At 49.9% G+C, this 15,031-nt stretch carries 15 protein-coding genes and 1 tRNA gene; 11 read left to right on the top strand and 5 right to left on the bottom strand.

Features of this window, described 5'->3' with window-relative positions:
• The first annotated feature begins 104 nt into the window (after nt 1-104).
• A tRNA-Thr gene (locus tag RB298_RS16795) sits at nt 105-176 on the top strand.
• A gap of 82 nt (nt 177-258) precedes the next feature.
• On the opposite strand, the gene RB298_RS16790 is transcribed toward RB298_RS16795, so the two are convergent.
• Nucleotides 259-816: a dihydrofolate reductase family protein gene (locus tag RB298_RS16790; RefSeq protein WP_486047629.1), complete on the bottom strand. Its 558-nt coding sequence runs from the start codon at nt 814-816 to the stop codon at nt 259-261.
• A 558-nt stretch (nt 817-1,374) separates the two neighbouring features.
• On the bottom strand, nt 1,375-1,920 hold the full coding sequence (locus tag RB298_RS16785; RefSeq protein ID WP_277747769.1) for a cupin domain-containing protein: 546 nt from the start codon (nt 1,918-1,920) through the stop codon (nt 1,375-1,377).
• A gap of 386 nt (nt 1,921-2,306) precedes the next feature.
• Here RB298_RS16785 and RB298_RS16780 point away from each other — a divergent pair, with 386 nt between their 5' ends.
• The 3 genes from RB298_RS16780 to RB298_RS16770 all read left to right on the top strand — a co-directional run bounded on the left by RB298_RS16780 (nt 2,307) and on the right by RB298_RS16770 (nt 4,938).
• Nucleotides 2,307-3,269, top strand: a complete 963-nt coding sequence (locus RB298_RS16780; protein ID WP_486047628.1) for an arsenic resistance protein — start codon at nt 2,307-2,309, stop codon at nt 3,267-3,269.
• 170 nt (nt 3,270-3,439) lie between these two features.
• Nucleotides 3,440-3,535, top strand: a complete 96-nt coding sequence (locus RB298_RS16775) for a hypothetical protein (RefSeq protein ID WP_012818867.1) — start codon at nt 3,440-3,442, stop codon at nt 3,533-3,535.
• A 674-nt stretch (nt 3,536-4,209) separates the two neighbouring features.
• Nucleotides 4,210-4,938, top strand: a complete 729-nt coding sequence (locus RB298_RS16770) for an N-acetylmuramoyl-L-alanine amidase (protein WP_096774621.1) — start codon at nt 4,210-4,212, stop codon at nt 4,936-4,938.
• 255 nt (nt 4,939-5,193) lie between these two features.
• Here RB298_RS16770 and RB298_RS16765 read toward each other — a convergent pair whose 3' ends face one another.
• Nucleotides 5,194-5,526 carry a hypothetical protein gene (locus RB298_RS16765; protein ID WP_009591801.1) on the bottom strand — a complete coding sequence of 111 codons (333 nt, stop codon included), beginning with the start codon at nt 5,524-5,526 and terminating at the stop codon, nt 5,194-5,196.
• Nucleotides 5,527-5,868: 342 nt separating this feature from the next.
• Here RB298_RS16765 and RB298_RS16760 point away from each other — a divergent pair, with 342 nt between their 5' ends.
• The 6 genes from RB298_RS16760 to RB298_RS16735 all read left to right on the top strand — a co-directional run bounded on the left by RB298_RS16760 (nt 5,869) and on the right by RB298_RS16735 (nt 11,579).
• Complete coding sequence (locus RB298_RS16760; RefSeq protein WP_036664595.1) at nt 5,869-7,614, top strand: ABC transporter ATP-binding protein; 1,746 nt, start codon at nt 5,869-5,871, stop codon at nt 7,612-7,614.
• On the top strand, nt 7,611-9,413 hold the full coding sequence (locus tag RB298_RS16755; RefSeq protein WP_486047627.1) for an ABC transporter ATP-binding protein: 1,803 nt from the start codon (nt 7,611-7,613) through the stop codon (nt 9,411-9,413). Before RB298_RS16760 ends, RB298_RS16755 begins: the two co-directional genes overlap by 4 nt.
• 142 nt (nt 9,414-9,555) lie before the next feature.
• Nucleotides 9,556-10,113: a hypothetical protein gene (locus RB298_RS16750; protein WP_486047626.1), complete on the top strand. Its 558-nt coding sequence runs from the start codon at nt 9,556-9,558 to the stop codon at nt 10,111-10,113.
• A 183-nt stretch (nt 10,114-10,296) separates the two neighbouring features.
• Complete coding sequence (locus RB298_RS16745; protein WP_009591821.1) at nt 10,297-10,596, top strand: phage holin family protein; 300 nt, start codon at nt 10,297-10,299, stop codon at nt 10,594-10,596.
• A gap of 117 nt (nt 10,597-10,713) precedes the next feature.
• Entirely contained in the window at nt 10,714-11,232 is a 519-nt protein-coding gene (locus tag RB298_RS16740) for a DinB family protein (protein ID WP_486047625.1), read from the top strand.
• 191 nt (nt 11,233-11,423) lie between these two features.
• Nucleotides 11,424-11,579 carry a hypothetical protein gene (locus RB298_RS16735; RefSeq protein ID WP_006208027.1) on the top strand — a complete coding sequence of 52 codons (156 nt, stop codon included), beginning with the start codon at nt 11,424-11,426 and terminating at the stop codon, nt 11,577-11,579.
• 72 nt (nt 11,580-11,651) lie between these two features.
• Here RB298_RS16735 and RB298_RS16730 read toward each other — a convergent pair whose 3' ends face one another.
• Nucleotides 11,652-11,882 (bottom strand): hypothetical protein, encoded by a 231-nt coding sequence (locus RB298_RS16730; protein ID WP_009591802.1) that lies wholly within the window; start codon nt 11,880-11,882, stop codon nt 11,652-11,654.
• Nucleotides 11,879-12,454 carry a 5' nucleotidase, NT5C type gene (locus RB298_RS16725; protein WP_486047624.1) on the bottom strand — a complete coding sequence of 192 codons (576 nt, stop codon included), beginning with the start codon at nt 12,452-12,454 and terminating at the stop codon, nt 11,879-11,881. The genes RB298_RS16730 and RB298_RS16725 overlap by 4 nt, the downstream gene beginning before the upstream one ends.
• 288 nt (nt 12,455-12,742) lie before the next feature.
• Between RB298_RS16725 and RB298_RS16720 the strand changes: the two genes are divergently transcribed.
• On the top strand, nt 12,743-14,995 hold the full coding sequence (locus RB298_RS16720; protein WP_096774617.1) for an ATP-binding cassette domain-containing protein: 2,253 nt from the start codon (nt 12,743-12,745) through the stop codon (nt 14,993-14,995).
• Nucleotides 14,996-15,031 lie beyond the last annotated feature (36 nt).

Genomic DNA, 15,031 nt, shown 5'->3' with positions numbered 1-15,031 from the left:
GCCAAATTCGGTGGATATTCCCGTTAGAATAGGGCTTGCATTTTGCTGCCGAAGTATTATAATAATTTTTGTTGTTTCGTGAGGAATGTCATCGAACCACATGTGCTGGTGTAGCTCAGGGGTAGAGCAACGCACTCGTAATGCGTAGGTCGGGGGTTCAATTCCCTTCACCAGCATCTTCATAAAGTCAATAACGGCGCGGTTTTCCGTCATTCGGGAACCGGGCCGTTATTTGTACGTGTTGGCGAATGCGCAATATTATTCGTTCCCATCAAAATGATAAATTAGTTGCACAACGCCTGAGGAGAACGTTCTTGTATTCACCATTTTTAAATTCAACCTCTGTTTTATATCCACAAACAGCGGTTTTCCTTCTCCCAAAACGACAGGGTGAACGGATAATCGATATTCATCAACAAGTCCCAAATTGATAAAAGTCGTAATAAGACTTGCCCCTCCGTACAGCCAGATGTCTTTACCAGGCTTATTCTTTAATTTATTTACTTCTTCAAGAATGCGATCATTTATGAATATTGCTTTATGATCACTCCCCTTTTGCGTCCTGGAAAACACATACTTTTCTTTACTATGAACCAATTCCCAAAACTCTTTTTCAGAATCCGCATGTCCAATTTCCGGAGTGAATTGTCCCCATAAATCATAGCTTTTTCTTCCATACAAAATGGTATCGATTTGATTTAAAAAATGATTAAACCCCATTTCAGAGTCCATAATGCACCAATCAACTTCACCATGTTTTCCTTCAATAAAACCATCCAAAGTAACCGCTAAATCTAAAATTATTCTTCGTGCCATGATTTATTGCTCCTTTCGTTACGTTAATCTACCATCCAGTATAGACCTCAAATACGTCACCTTATGTCATAAAACGCTAACCTCGTTAAAATGATTTTATGTAAACGGAAGTCGTTCCCTCCTGGAGCGGTTTTTTTTATTTCTTCGAAGGAGCGTGATATGATATGAAATAAATTGATGGAATGGTTGGTACAGAAGGTGAATGCAACTTTTTCTTGAGGTGATATTTTGGGCGATAGACCATTTAAAGCTTTGAGATATATATTCACGTGGATAGCCTTTATTTTTGTTATATGCGTTTGGTTCAGTTCTCACAAAACGTTATATTTAGGGTTTGTAACGCTGTCTGTAAGTGCCGGATACCTAATGCACATTGTAGGAGTGAAAAGAGGGGAAAGTGAAGATAGCAAACTGTTCTTATCCATCATTTCGTGTTGTTTATGTTTTTTAGTCTCGTTATATATTTTTAGTATAACACTTTAGCCCGCCAGCATTAAGCTGACGGGCTTCAGTTTTCTAACGGCATATAAATTAGCAAAATCCTAAGAATAACAAATTCTAATCAGCAGACATGGCCTCTGCTTTTGTTTCGTGGACCGTGCCAAATGGATGCTCTGGAGGGGCATATATCACATATACTTTTAGCGGTACGCTGCCCATATTGGTTACATTGTGCCATTTTCCAGCAGGTATCATGATGGCATAGCCATCATAGGCCATTTGTTGAAAATCTAAATTATGTTTGCTATCGCCCATTTGAACAAGTCCTTGACCTTGTTCAATGCGTATGAATTGGTCGGTTGTGGGGTGGACCTCTAATCCAATGTCATCTCCAACAGGAATGCTCATTAGGGTCACTTGTAAGTGCTCCCCTGTCCATAAAGCGGTTCGGTACGTATTGTTCTGTTTCGCAGCTTGATCAATATTCAGTACAAGTGGTCCTCGCCCATAATCCGTTATTTGAATATCTTCATCATCACGATTCCAACGGGCATCATACCAACTGAAATAATGAGGATTCAAGTTATGAAGCCGGTTGTAATCGTTCCAGTATTGATATCTCGGATCAAACACTTGATAAGGGTAACATGGATCGCGGTACATGTTCATTCTCCTTTTATCGTTTCATCATTTTCCGATTATCCTATGCTGCTGCCTAATTAAACGATTCGAAAATGGGCTAGGGCCTATAACTTAAGACAAGCGGTAAGCTAAGACATGGATATCGTCTTGGACTGCCCCTTTCAGATTAAACCTCTTATAATGGCGCTATCAATCATAGGTGATAGTATTAGACCTAATATGATATAAATAAAAAGTTTGGTACGAAATTGAACGCAAAGAGAACAATCAACGTTAGGAACCCTTTCAGAGATGGGTGTGCATATTCTCCATATGGCTGATAGCAGCGCGGCCCCCCAAAAGCGGTATTTGGCAGTGCCGTGCTGGTCCCGTGATATAATTCGGATAAAAAAGTGGAGCGTGGACAGATGCTTAGACTGGAGAGTGTAGAGAAGAATCAAATAGGCGTTTATGCAGCAGCCTTGATATTAGGTGCAGTAATGGGCTTATTAAGTCCCGCCATAGGCATGTTTGTTGAGCCTGCCATATCATTCATGATTGCCATTCTTCTTTTCAGCATGTTTTGTCAAATTCCATTCCTTAAGCTGAGGGAGGCTTTATCCAACGGGCGTTTTATAGGAGCTTTATTGCTTGTGAATTTTGTTCTGACACCGGTTCTCGTCTTTATTCTAACCTTGGTATTTCCTCAACCGGCTCCCGTTTTACTTGGTGTTTGCCTTGTGCTTCTGACGCCATGCATTGATTATGTTATTGTTTTTACACAGTTAGGGAAAGGGAATGAGCGATTGATTCTTGCGTCCACACCGATCCTTTTTGTAGTACAAATGATTATGCTTCCGTTTTACTTGTGGCTTTCCCTTGGCTCGGTAGCAGCAGAAATGGTCAGGGTGGGCCCATTTGTCGAGGCATTTATCTTCTTGATTATCGTCCCGTTGCTTCTTGCTTTGGCTGCACAGTTCTGGGCCAAGAAAAGTGCCAAGGGTTCAAAATCGTTGCAATTAACCGCATGGCTCCCAGTACCCTTTATGGCAATCGTTCTTTTTGTAGTCATTGCTTCACAAATCGGGAGGGTGTATGAAGATCTTAGCGTTATCATAGCGGTTATTCCCATTTATGTTCTATTCCATATCATGACGCCGTTTATTTCACGGGCGACTTCGGCGTTTTTTCGAATCGGACCCGAGGATGGGAGAGCGCTTATATTTAGTGCAGGGACACGGAATTCATTAGTCGTTCTTCCTTTAGCACTTACCCTGCCTGAGGAAATGGCTACGATTGCAGCAGCGGTAATCGTCACTCAAACCGTGATAGAGCTAATTGCCGAGCTTGTTTATATACGTATCGTGCCAAATTTGATTTACCTGGATTGAAAATAAGTTGTTACCGCCTGACTGGACAGGAAATATCGTCGCCGAGTGACATTTGGATCGCTGGCAGAGGCTGACGGGGGTATTTTTTGTCTATGAGCAGTACATGCGCCCTGACACTTCATGAAATTTTGAATACGTTATATCGTATCGTAAGCAAAGGAGGGAATCTCATGGGCGAAGTTGGATACGGTGGGTATAACTCTGTCGGAGCGATTCTTGTTCTCTTCATCTTGTTGGTTATCATTACTGCTTCTTTCTGGGTATAATTTCGTTTCTCTTCGCAACAAAAAGCCCTGCCGACTCATGTCGGCAGGGCTTTTTAAATTCTAAAGGGATGATCAGTAATGGGGCTCAAAATATAACCATCAGGATACCGAATACGAGTACGATTGATCCCAGAACCACCAGAAGAATCCCGCTGGATTTTATATAGCGAATGTAGTCGGAATCAGGCTCCGACCCATACTTTATGCTCCACATTTTATATAAGGACCCCCATGTGGGTTTGCGCATCCTCATGACACCACGAATGATAAGAGCTGTAGCGAACACGATAAGTACAAATCCAGACATATAACCCGTCTCCGATCGGTTAGAATAGAAGTAACACGGAAGAAATCACCGCCTAGCCAAACATGAAGGCAATCTCCGGGAAAGTTCCATTGTATGCATAATATCAGGGATTCCGGATGAAATGAAGCTTGGGCCTGGGGCACAAGAGGTCAGCTCAAAACCGTAACCGGGCCATTCGATATAGGCTCCAGCAAACACCGACCGTACCCCATTGGAGTATCTTATATATTATACTCGTCCTTGCAGTAGGATCTATAGTTGCCTTGCCTAGTAAACGTGGAAGCATGAGCGGAAGGAAGGGACGCGGCCCACTTCGCTGTATTTAGCCACCAGGCTGTTCAACAACCTACAAAGGCGGTGAACGATCGTGAAAAAGGTTTGGATTGACGCAGGACATGGCGGAAAGGATGCCGGAGCCACCGGAAACGGGCTGCAGGAAAAGGATATCGTATTAGCGTTGTCCCTGGCCGTGAAAAAACGATTGGAGGCCGAATACGACGGCGTTCAGGTATTCCTCTCCCGATCTTCCGACGTGTTTCTGGAATTGGCGGAACGGACCGATAAGGCAAACGCCGCCGGTGCCGATGTCCTGGTAAGCATCCACTGTAACGCAGGCGGCGGTGCAGGGGGCTTCGAGTCATATCGATATACCTCCGCAAGCCCTGGTTCGGTAAAACTCCAGAATGTTATTCATTCGGAGGTCATGAGCGCGATTACATCCTACGGGGCAAGTGATCGAGGACAGAAGGCGGCTAACCTGCATATGGTCCGTGAATCTAAAATGCCTGCGGTGTTGACCGAGAATCTGTTTATCGATGTGGCAGCGGATGCAGCCAAGCTGAAACGGCCGGACGTGCTGGACGCTCTGGCGAGAGGCCATGTCAACGGCATTGCCAAATACCTGGGACTTCAGAAGAAAGAGGGGGCTGCTGCGGTGAGCGATAAGGTCAATGTCATTGTAAACGGTAAGCAGATCGAAGATGGCAAGCTGGAGAATGGCGTGACCTATGTACCGCTCCGGGCCATCGGTGAGGCATTAGGCGCCAAGGTGGGATGGGATAACAAGACCAAGACGGCTACGGTGACGACCGAATAGACTCGAGTCCGGTGGCTTTTAGATGAAGTGCCTTCCTCGCCGTATCTTGATGCAGATGCACAAGGACGCGTTCATGTTGAACAATTTATGTCTCTTTAATCGTAATTTAAGCTTCCCTTAATATTTGGGGCATAAGATAAAAGCACCCCTTTTAAAAAAATATATCAGAAGCCCCTCTAACATCGGTTAGAGGGGCTTCTTTGGTTGTCTTCCCTTATTAGAGGAAAGACCCGGGGTACGGTACTGATGGAATATTTACAATCCCAGCCATTTCGTAATATAAGCGGATACGGCTAATTCCTGAAAATCCTGCCAGCTGCGAAATGGGGTATGCTCAACGATAAACGGGTTAATCGTGCGACCTTGTATGAATTCGTCAAAATCTTCATCGGTGCTTCCCTCGTATCCAGCGGCCTTCAGCAAGTGATCGATGGAAGAAAACTTCGTATGTCTTTGAATAAATGATTCCGAGAACAGTTCTTCCACGGGCACCTCTTGTTTCATGTCCGAGAGCCTTGCGGCATTTTCGCGAATTTCTGATAGCTTCTCTTCATCCAGTCCGTCTAATCCACTGATCCCAGTATTCATTATGCCCACCTCCAAAAAGTTGCACGTCACTCTATTATACATATACGAGTATGCTGAATTATCGGATTCGCTTTTTTTTGAAGCGGGTATTGACTCGCTAGATTTATATAGGAAGAAAAGACGGAAGAGGCTCCTTCAATTGTATATAATCGCAGAGAGGCCGTGCAGTTGTGCGGTTTATTCTTTATGCACTTAAGAATAAACGATCATCACATTATAATTATTCTTTACCTAGGAATGATCGGGGTTTTCATGTAGACTGGTAATGATTTACTGCCGGGCATGCCTGTGTTTGGGGGATGACGGTCCGTACATACTTGCTTGCATATGGGGGTGGGCACTGTGCCCAAAAAAGAAAAGGTATCCATGTCATGGCTGCTGCGGTATTTGAAGCCGGTAAAAGGACGGCTGATCCTGCTGCTGGCCATGCTGCTGACGTCGACCGGCTTGCAGCTGCTGAATCCGCAGATTGTCAAGCGCTTTATCGACACGGCAGCCGGCGGAGGCGTGATAGCCACGCTGATCCAGCTTGCGGGATTATTCCTGGTCGTGGCTGTGTTGAACCAGCTGATTACCGTAGCTGTCAGTTATCTGGGGAATGATATTTCATGGCGCGCGACGAACCGGCTCCGCGGCGATCTTTTGAAGCATTGCTTACGGCTGGATATGCGGTTTCATAATGTGAAAACGCCCGGCGAGATGATTGAGCGGATTGACGGAGACGTGACGAATATCTCGAATTTCTTTGCGATGTTCATCGTGCAGGTGATCGGCAGCTTCGTGCTGCTTGCCGGCATATTGGGATTCATGTTTACGGTCAATTTGCCCATCGCGATCGTGATGACGGTGTTCACGCTGCTGTCCATTCTGTTCATGGTGTTCATCCGGAATATGGGCGTCAATTCCTCCAAGAACGAACGGGAAGCCAGCGCTTCGCTGTTCGGATTGATTGAGGAACGCATCGCCGGCATCGAGGATGTTCAGGCGAACGGCAACGTGCCGTACGTCATGAACCGGTTTCACCGCTTGATGCGCAGCGTGTTCCTGAAGGGGAGAAAAGCCTGGATGCTCCGCGTCGTACCCTGGAACACCACGGTGATCCTGTTTGCCCTAGCGGTTACCGCAGTCCTGTTACTGGGGGTACGCTATTATTTGATCGATGAAATTACGCTGGGAACCCTGTTCCTGATCTATCAATATACGCAGATGTTAAACGATCCGATCGAGATGCTGGGCGACCAAGTGCAGGAGTTCCAGAAAGCGAAATCCGGCATGCTGCGCTCCAGAGAGCTGCTGTCCAACAAGAGCGAGATCGTGGACGGGGAGCAGGAAGAGCTGCCCGAAGGCGCGCTCGGTTTGGAGTTTGAGGGCGTCAACTTCAGTTACAACGCGGATAAACCGGTATTAAAGGACATTAACTTCGAAGTGAAGCCGGGTGAACGCCTGGGGATCATCGGACGTACCGGCAGCGGGAAGTCGAGTCTCAGCCGCATTCTGCTTCGGCTGTATAACATCGACAGCGGGGTCATCCGCGTCGGAGGCACGGATATCACGAAGCTGAAGCTGCCGGCGCTTTACCGCCGGGTGGGGATGGTTACGCAGGATGTGCAGCTGTTCGACGGCTCGCTGCGCGACAACCTGACGCTGTTCGATCACGGCGTGTCGGACGAATTCATCCTGGAAACGACGGAGCGTCTCGGGCTTCGGCAGTGGATCGATGCGCAGCCGGAAGGTCTGGATACGCATCTGACCACAGGCGGGGCCTCGTTGTCCGCCGGGGAAGCGCAGCTGTTTGCGTTAACCCGGGTATTTTTGACGCAGCCGAGCCTGGTGATTCTGGATGAACCCTCTTCCCGCTTGGACGCCGCAACGGAGACCATGCTGCAGGCAGCCGTCGATCAGCTGATGAGCAGTTGTACGGGCATCATCATCGCGCATCGGCTGGCTACCCTGGAGCAGGTGGATAAAATCATGGTGCTGGGTGACGGACGAATTCTGGAATTCGGCGCACGGGAAGCACTTGCGTTAGATCCGGCATCGCATTATGCGAGACTGCTGAGCACAGGCAGAGAGGAGGAGCTGGCGTGACCATCACGGGTTTTATAGGGCGGCTGTTTCGATTTAGGCCCTCATTATTTTTAATCAACGGTTTATTGTGGTGCATCTTTCATTCGCTGCCGTTATTGATCGGGCTCGGAATGCAGTGGTTTTTCGACCGGGCCACATCGAATTCCACGGATTATGTATGGCTGGCCGTTCCTTTGATTTTTATTGCCGTTGTAAGGGTCGCGCGGGTGGGGACGTTCTTTGCAGCCTTCTATCAATGGGTAACGTATATTTATCATATCCAGGCTATCTTGCGCACCAACATGCTGGCGGGGATCATGCGCTGGCCGGGACGGAATTTGCCGGCTTCTCCAGGGGAGGCGATGAGTCGCTTCCGCGATGACGTGGATGAAGTGGTGGAATACGTGGAGTCCTGGGTGGATTTTTGGGGACGCCTTGTTTTTGCGCTCGTATCTGTTGTCATCATGGCAAGCATTAACTGGAAAATCATGCTGGTGGCCGTGCTGCCGCTCGTGGTGGTCACGCTCCTGAACAATTTATCCGGCAACCGCGCACGGCGTTACGGCCTGAAGAACCGGGAAGCTACGGGGCGCATCACCAGCTTCATTGCCGAAACCTTCGGCGCGGTTCAAGCCTTGAAGCTCGGGCAGGCCGAGGATCATGTCCATGAACGCTTCACGAAGCTGAATGAGGACCGCCGGCAGGCAGCGCTGAAGGATAATCTGTTCAAACAATGGATGCGGTCCCTGAACCAGCATGTGCTGAGCATTTGTACGGGACTGATCCTGTTGATGTGCGCAACCGAGATGCAGGCCGGACATTTCACCGTCGGTGATTTTGCGTTGTTTACGACGTACCTGGCCAATATCGGGTTCAGCATTTCCTTGTTCGGATATATGGTGTTCCAGCACAAACGGCTGAAGGTTTCCTTTGACCGTATGCGCTCGCTGTTCCGCCCCGGCGAGGAGGACCGGATTATTGAGGCGAGGGAAACGTATCTGAACGAAGATCCTCCGGAACTGCCTCTCATTCGCAGGGAGCCGGGGGAGAAGCTCAAGGAGCTGGAGGTAAAGAATTTATCCTATCATTATCCGAATTCGGAGAATGGGATATCGAATATCAACTTCCGCCTGGAGCGCGGCAAGTTTCTGGTGGTGACCGGCCGAATCGGGGCCGGGAAATCGACGCTTGTCCGGACCCTGCTGGGGCTGCTGCCCAAGCAGGGGGGCACGATTCGCTGGAACGGGGAAGAAGTCGATCCGGCTACCTTCCTGATGCCCCCTCGGGCGGCTTATACCCCGCAGGTTCCAAGGCTGTTCAGCGATCCTTTGAGAGAGAACATCGTGCAAGGGAAGAAAGAGCGGGCCGAGGAAGCGCTGGAACGGGCCGTCCGGCTGGCCGTCATGGAGAAGGACATCGAGAATCTGGATCAAGGGCTGGAGACGTTTGTCGGCCCGAGAGGCGTCATGCTGTCGGGGGGACAGATCCAGCGCGCGGCCACGGCGCGCATGCTGATGACCGGCGCTGATCTGTACATCTTTGACGATCTGTCCAGCGCGCTGGACGTGGAGACGGAGCAGCTGGTATGGGAGGGAATGTTCAAGGAGCGTGACGTCACCTGCATTGCAGTATCGCACCGCAGGGCGGCTCTGTCCAAGGCCGATCATATCATCGTCATGAAGGATGGACGGATCGAAGCGGAGGGAAGCTTGGCGGAGCTGCTCGCCACGAGCGAAGAGATGCAGCTGTTATGGCAGGGTCAGTCCACGACCGAGACCGAGGCCGCGGTAGCGGATGAAGCCGAGGTTAGCAAGGTATAACATTCAATGTGGTTTGGAATTGGGGATGTTTGAACAGGTTTATGAGCAAGGCAGCTTCCGTTGGTGAGGAGGCTGCCTTGTTTTGTATAATAATGGGTGGAATATACTGGAATTATATCGGTCATATAAGGGAGAGTTCTGCATGAAGAATCGCAAGTTCTTGATCACTTTCGGTCATAACCTGGACCATAGCAACATGGATGATCTGGTGTCAGATCGCCTTTCCCGTCATAAGGGGCGGATACAGAAGGATTACTTCGATCCGGTGCTGCGCAAAGGGGCTGCGTTTATTCTAAACTATCAGATCATCGACACGAATGCGGACAGAGTCTCGCAGCGGTATTACTTGGATGACTACCACATAACGGAAGCCCAGCTGCAAGGCTTTCTGTACTCATTGAACAAGCTAAAGGGTACGCATGTGTTGTGCAATCCCAGGAGGCAGGGACATCACTGGACCGTCATCGACGAAATCGAGTACAGCTGTTATGCCTATCAGACATTGGACGGAAGGGATCTTCGTTTTATAGAATACCAAAATGATACCAGGGCGGATGCCGTCATGAAGAAGGGGATACCCCGGATTCCCGAGCATCAGCACTACCTTGCCTTGCCAACGGACTGCAGTCAGGAAGAGAAGGATCGGCGGTTGACCGATTGGATCTGCGGGATCATTGAAGCGGCAGGCAATGACTTTTAGTTTCAACGCCACTTCAAAGAATACCTTCTTGTATTCCCTCCACCCGGAAATAGGCGATTGGCGTTTCGTCTGCCCATCCATGAACCTATCATGAATTCCATCGGCAGATTCTATTATTTTGCCTGCGGGAATAAGGATATAAGTACAAGCCGATCGATAGGCTCTAGGAATAGGATGTAGAAAATGAATGGAAAGGGTGGGTTTGTCATGGAATGGAGCGTCATTTTTCAACTGATCGATCCGCGGCTGTTCATGGTCGTTGCCGCTTGTTGGGTGATCGGATACGTGCTGAAGCAAACGCCTAAGGTTCCGAATTGGAGCATCGTATATGTGGTTATGGTCGTATCCATCCTGTTGACAACCGGCTTGATCGGCTGGAGCGTGGAGAATATCATCCAAGGCATCCTTGCGGGAGCGTTCGCCGTATTCGGGCATCAGGCCGTTAAACAAACGGCAGAGGCGATTGCGACCAGAAAGAAGTAAGAACGGCTGCAATGGGCCCCAGGATCATTTTGGTCTAAACCGAACGTTACCTTGTAGCCTGCGTCTCCCGCCTGTTATCCTAAAGTGCATGAGATCATGAGAGGGAGCGTGAAAGACTTGCAAAGGAAAACGTTGACCGTTGAGGCGCTGCCTGGGTTTGAGCCGGAGATCGGCCGCTGGATATGGGGACTTGAGGACGTGCGGCGGACGATATTGAAACGGCTGGCTGGGATCCCATATGAGCATCTGAATCATAAGGCGGCCGGCCGGCAATCCATCGGTTCACTGCTATACCATATTGCCTTAATCGAAGCGGACTGGCTGTACGTCGAGGTGCTTGAATCCGATTGGGACCCGAAAATAAAGGCATGTTTCCCCTGGGATCACCGTACGGAGGATAACCGTCTTTCCGAAGTGCCGGATCAGCCGCTCGCTGAGCATCTCCACCGTATGCACAAGGTTCGTCAGGAACTGGTTGCCCATTTCCGAGGCATGGACCTTTCGGACTGGAGAAGACCCAGACGACTGGAGGCGTACGATGTGACGCCCGAATGGGTCATCTATCATCTGATTGAGCATGAGTCCCATCACAGGGGACAGATATTTCAGCTGTTAAGGGAATTGGAGCAAGTGTGAGCATCTTCCCGACGCTGGGAAGCTTCGGCTTCTTCCCGGAGCCGCGCATCGCGGCATTTTAAGCGAATGGGCCATGATTTTTATAACCACGCAGGGCAGGGAGCATTCCTTGCTCTTTTTGCGCATATCCTGCAACGATTCATTCCGCCATACGTATTAAGCCAGATAGAATGCGGTTCGGAGGGGATACGATGAATAACGAATTTTATGTGGGATGGGGAACGCTGGCGCTGATCAATGCCGGGCTGGCCCAAGGAAAGAACAGAACGGGATTAAACTGGTTTCTGCTGTCACTGTTGTTAGGCCCGCTCGCAACCCTGTTTCTTGTCTTGTCAGCTAAAAGGTGAACTTGGCAAAAAAGGTAAATCGGGCAATAAAAAGAGCCGCCTCCCGGCAAGGGAAGCGGCTCTTATCGTATTTTACATCCGCTGAAACATCGCGGTATCACGGCTGTAGTGCGTCAAATAACCTGTTTCTTCGTTGCGGATGCGGACGACATCCGGCGTGTAGCATTCAATGTAACCTCGCTCGATCTCCACGTATACGCTTGCGGGGTCTTCCTCCCACACGGAAACCAGCGTTTCCGAAAGCGCGGCAGCGAAAAAATGGATGTCTTGCGACAGGTACCGGCTATTGCGGTCTATATTCATTTCATTTCCCCTTGATGATTAGAATCGGATAACATGCGGTCTACTAACTCGTTCATTCCCTTCCAGGAATCCTTCAGAATAAATTCATGCTGAATATGCGCATTCCATGGGCGCGGAATCAGGATGGTCTGTTTTCCGGCTTTTCTCGCAGCAATCGCATTATGGGGACCATCGTCAATCAGAAGGTCAAACTCTACTAAATCCTTGCGCTTGGCCACGAAAAAATTCTCGAACGGAATAAAAGGCATATGCCTCTGCAGCCATCTCCATTTCTCGGGCACCGAGGATGGGCGGGCTGCGGTAACGACAATGACATCATAATCATGTGTCATTCTGTGAACCTCGTCAACCGTATATTCGTCAAATAGTTCGAGCTCTTCATACAAACCGGGCTTTCCGAAGAAAAATTCTTCCGAGCATTCAGGATGCCAGATTTGGTGCAGGTTGTAATCGGTAATCTGATCGAGCGTAAGCTGGGGATCCTTGTACTGCAAATTGTGATAATGGATGGCTTTGGGAATCAGATGGCAGATCGTATCATCCATATCGATGGCGACTATTTTTTTGCTCATATCGTCATTACTCTCCTGTAATCATGAAATCTTCGAAAGATGATGTTCCGTAAATTGTAATGGACAGGATGCATATTGGCAAACCAAAATCAAAAATGGAAGGATGTTGCATTTCTTTCCCCTGACTCATTATAAACTAAGTATAACATTAATAGGCCGGCAACCCTTCTGATATTTTCCCGGCGCGGGTTCGACCGGAATCATAGCAGCTTTCCTTCATTATGACAGTACATGTCATGAATGCCCTTTTATAATAGGAGCACTACAGGGCACAAAGGAGGAACGGCCATGCCGCAAGAATATATCCGCATTCGCGGTGCCAGGGAGAATAATCTAAAGAATGTTTCGCTCCAAATTCCAAAACGAAAAATCACCGTCTTTACCGGCGTATCCGGCTCGGGCAAATCGTCCATCGTGTTTGATACCATCAGTTCCGAGGCCCAGCGATTGCTGAACGAGACGTTCACCGCTTTTGTCCGGAACCGGCTTCCCCGGCATAGCCGCCCGGACGTGGACTCGCTCGAGAATTTGTCGACCGCCATCGTCATCGACCAGAAGCGGCTGGGAGGGAACTCGCGTTCCACGCTCGGCACGATCACCGATCTGTACGCCGTTCTTCGACTGCTGTTTTCGAGGGTGGGGCAGCCATTCGTGGGTTACTCCAATGCGTTTTCTTTTAACGATCCGCAGGGCATGTGTCCGGAATGCCAGGGAATCGGGAAGAAGGTGGAGCTGGATCTGACGAAGCTGCTGGATACGACCAAATCCTTGAATGAGGGAGCGGTCCGGTTTCCGATTTTCTCGGTGGACAGCTGGTATATGAAGAACTACACCATGTCCGGTTTCTTTGATAACGACAAGAAGTTGGCCGATTATTCCGAAGCGGAATGGGATCTCTTCCTGTACGGCAAGGAGGGAAAAGTGACCTTCCCGTCCAAAGGCGGTCCGGTGCAGTCCGACTTCGAAGGCCTCGTGCTGAAATTTAACCGGCTGTATATTCAGCGAGACAGCAGCGAATTGTCCGAACGAACCTTCAATCACGTGAAAAATTTCATTACGCACGGCACATGCCCGTTATGCGAGGGGACACGGCTCAGCCAAGCTGCGTTAAGCTGCAGGATCAACGGATTCAACATCGCCGAGTGTGCGGCCATGGAGATCGGGGACCTAAGAGCGTTCATCCTGGATATCAAGGAGCCGATCGCTGCCGGCATGGTAGCCAGCTTAGCGGAGCGGCTGCAGCATTTGATGGATATGGGACTGGATTACCTGACGCTGAACCGGGAGACGACCACGCTCTCCGGAGGCGAGTCGCAGCGGGTCAAGATGGTCCGGCATCTGGGCAGCAGCCTGACGGACATGATGTATGTTTTTGATGAGCCGAGCGTGGGCTTGCATCCGCGGGATGTTCACCGTCTGAACGGCATGCTGAGGAAGCTTCGCGACAAGGGTAACACCGTGCTGGTCGTGGAGCATGACCGTGACGTGATTGAAATTGCCGATCATGTGGTGGATGTGGGGCCGAATGCCGGTACCCGGGGAGGGGAAATCGTCTTCGAAGGGACGGTCGAGCAGCTGTGCGACCAAGCTTCCACCTTAACCGGGCGGTATATGAAGCGGTGGATGCCGATGAAGGAACAGTTTCGCGTACCTACAGGGCATATGCGCATTGCCAATGCGAATCATCATAACCTGAACAATGTGACGGTGGATATCCCGGTAGGCGTATTGACCGTGGTCACGGGCGTAGCGGGATCAGGAAAGAGCTCGCTCATTCACCATGCCTTCCTGTCCCAGCATCCCGAGGCTGTTGTCATCGACCAGTCTGCCGTCAGCGCCTCGATCCGTTCCAACCCTGCCACCTACACGGGGATCATGGATGACATCCGGAGCATGTTCGCCAAGGCGAACGGCCAGAGTCCGTCCCTGTTCAGCTTCAATTCCAAAGGGGCCTGCCCCGACTGCCACGGGCTCGGTTTCATCTATACGGACCTGGCTTTCATGGAAGGCATCAAGTCGCCGTGCGATACCTGTGACGGCAGACGTTTTAAGGATGATGTGCTCCAGTACAAGCTCCATGGAAAAATGATCACCGAGGTGCTGGACATGACGGTGCTGCAGGCGCTGCATTTTTTCGAGAAAAAAGAAATCAAGCGGCGGCTGGAAGCATTGCATGACGTGGGCCTGCACTATCTGACCCTCGGACAGCCGCTGAGCACCCTGTCCGGGGGCGAAAGCCAGCGCATCAAGCTGGCCAGCGAGCTGCACAAGCAGGGGCAGATTTACGTCATGGACGAGCCGACGACGGGGCTGCATATGTCGGATGTCGGGCATCTGCTGGACATGATGAATCGGCTCGTCGATAACGGTAGCTCGGTGATCGTGATCGAGCACAATCTGGACGTAATCCGTCAGGCGGACTGGATCATCGATCTCGGGCCCGAAGGCGGCAGCAGGGGAGGGAGGGTCATATTCGAAGGAACGCCCGCCGAACTGATCGCGGCTGAACACTCCCTGACCGGTAAATACGTGAGAGGATAGACTTAGAATGGCTGTGCCGCATATCCCCGCGGCATG

Source organism: Priestia sp. BR_2, assembly GCF_041954005.1.
In the GTDB taxonomy this organism is placed as follows: Bacteria; Bacillota; Bacilli; order Paenibacillales; family Paenibacillaceae; genus Paenibacillus_AQ; species Paenibacillus_AQ lautus_A.
The sequence above is the reverse complement of the archived record's forward strand: the minus strand, read 5'-3'. Positions and strand labels throughout refer to the sequence as shown.

Bases quoted from the DNA above. Each gene is read 5' to 3' on its own strand.
- RB298_RS16790 (WP_486047629.1), bottom strand. From the start codon at position 816: ATGGCACGAAGAATAATTTTAGATTTAGCGGTTACTTTGGATGGTTTT.
- RB298_RS16785 (WP_277747769.1), bottom strand. From the start codon at position 1,920: ATGTACCGCGATCCATGTTACCCTTATCAAGTGTTTGATCCGAGATAT.
- RB298_RS16780 (WP_486047628.1), top strand. From the start codon at position 2,307: ATGCTTAGACTGGAGAGTGTAGAGAAGAATCAAATAGGCGTTTATGCA.
- RB298_RS16775 (WP_012818867.1), top strand. From the start codon at position 3,440: ATGGGCGAAGTTGGATACGGTGGGTATAACTCTGTCGGAGCGATTCTT.
- RB298_RS16765 (WP_009591801.1), bottom strand. From the start codon at position 5,526: ATGAATACTGGGATCAGTGGATTAGACGGACTGGATGAAGAGAAGCTA.
- RB298_RS16750 (WP_486047626.1), top strand. From the start codon at position 9,556: ATGAAGAATCGCAAGTTCTTGATCACTTTCGGTCATAACCTGGACCAT.
- RB298_RS16745 (WP_009591821.1), top strand. From the start codon at position 10,297: ATGAATGGAAAGGGTGGGTTTGTCATGGAATGGAGCGTCATTTTTCAA.
- RB298_RS16735 (WP_006208027.1), top strand. From the start codon at position 11,424: ATGAATAACGAATTTTATGTGGGATGGGGAACGCTGGCGCTGATCAAT.
- RB298_RS16730 (WP_009591802.1), bottom strand. From the start codon at position 11,882: ATGAATATAGACCGCAATAGCCGGTACCTGTCGCAAGACATCCATTTT.
- RB298_RS16725 (WP_486047624.1), bottom strand. From the start codon at position 12,454: ATGAGCAAAAAAATAGTCGCCATCGATATGGATGATACGATCTGCCAT.
- RB298_RS16720 (WP_096774617.1), top strand. From the start codon at position 12,743: ATGCCGCAAGAATATATCCGCATTCGCGGTGCCAGGGAGAATAATCTA.